The sequence below is a fragment of the Desertihabitans aurantiacus genome, assembly GCF_003344635.1.
Lineage (GTDB): Bacteria > Actinomycetota > Actinomycetes > Propionibacteriales > Propionibacteriaceae > Desertihabitans > Desertihabitans aurantiacus.
On sequence record NZ_QPKK01000484.1, the window covers coordinates 1 to 1,449 of the forward strand.

Genomic DNA, 1,449 nt, shown 5'->3' on the forward strand with positions numbered 1-1,449 from the left:
CGAGGCCCGCGCCGCCGCCGCGGCCGGGGCCGAGCTGGTGGGAGGTCCCGAGCCGGCGGCCCTCGTGCTCGGACGCCTCCCGACCGCGCTGTCGGCGCTGGAGGACCTCGCCGAGCAGGTCGCCGCGACCGCGCCGGACGGGGTGCGGCTGGTGCTGGGCGGCCGGGTGAAGCACATGACCCGCAGCCAGAACGAGGTGCTCGCCGACCACTTCGCCGAGGTCTCGGCCAGCCTCGGACGGCAGAAGTCGCGGGTGCTGCACGCCTCGGGTCCGCTCCGCACCGCCACCCCGCGCTGGCCGCGTGAGCGGGTGCTCGACCACCCCGCCCTGGGCGCGCCGTTGACCGTGCGCAGCCACGGCCGGGTCTTCGCCGAGGGACGTCTGGACGCCGGCACCCGGCTGCTGCTGGCCGCGATGGACCGGGCCGAGCTGCCGACCGGGGACGCCCTGGACTGGGGCAGCGGGTCCGGCGTGGTCGCGGCCTGGCTGGCCCGGCGCGGCCGCACCACCCGGGCGGTGGACGTCTCCGCGGCCGCGGTGGCCTCGACCGCGGCGACCGCCGTCGCCAACGGGCTGACGGTGGAGGTCACCCAGGCGGTGGGGCTGGAGTCGGTGCCGGAGCGGAGCCTGGACCTCCTGGTGAGCAACCCTCCGTTCCACGTCGGAGCGGCCAAGGACTCGACCCCCACCCTCGAGCTGATCGACTCCGCCGCCTCCCGGCTCCGGCCCGGGGGCGAGCTGTGGCTGGTGTGGAACGCGCACCTGCCCTACCTGCCGCGGCTGCGGCAGGCCGTCGGTCCGACCGAGGTCGTCAGCCGCGACCGCAGCTACCTGGTCACCCGCAGCCGGCTGCGCTGACTCCGTCCCGGCCCGCGTGCCTCAGGCGGCTTCGAGGGCGAGCAGGGCGCGCTTGGCCTCCGGGCCGCCGCGGTAGCCGCCCATCGCGCCGTCGCTGCGCACCACCCGGTGGCAGGGCACCACGACCGGCACCGGGTTGGTGGCGCAGGCCGAGCCGACCGCGCGCACCGCACCGGGGCTGCCGACCAGCGTGGCGACCTCGGCGTAGCTGGCGGTGCGGCCGAAGCCGATGCGTGGCAGCGCCTCCTGCACGCGGCGGCGGAAGGGGCTGGACAGCCGCAGGTCCACCGCCACCTCGAAGCGCTGCCGGCGTCCGGCGAAGTACTCCTCGAGCTGGCCGGCGACCGGGTCGAGCGGGCGGGGGGCCCGCAGCACCCGCGACCCGAGGGCGGTGGCCAGCGTCGCCAGCACGGCGTCGAAGCCCTCGGCGGCGAAGGCCACCCGGACCAGCCCGCGGTCCGAGGCGGCCAGCAGCAGCTCCCCCACCGGGGAGTCGACGACCCGCCAGCGCACGTCGAGCAGCCCCTCGGCCTCGGCGCGGGCGGCCAGCCGGTCGCGCAGGGCGGCGACGTCGGCGGCGGCGGCGGGGG

General features: G+C 78.3%; 2 protein-coding genes. One reads left to right on the forward strand and one right to left on the reverse strand.

Annotated elements, in window-relative coordinates:
• A partial coding sequence (locus DVA66_RS20400; RefSeq protein WP_114561574.1) for a class I SAM-dependent methyltransferase occupies positions 1-859 on the forward strand: 859 nt, incomplete at its 5' end.
• 21 nt (positions 860-880) lie between these two features.
• Here DVA66_RS20400 and DVA66_RS20405 read toward each other — a convergent pair.
• The coding region (locus DVA66_RS20405; protein WP_332872901.1) for a methylated-DNA--[protein]-cysteine S-methyltransferase at positions 881-1,449 on the reverse strand (569 nt) is incomplete at its 5' end.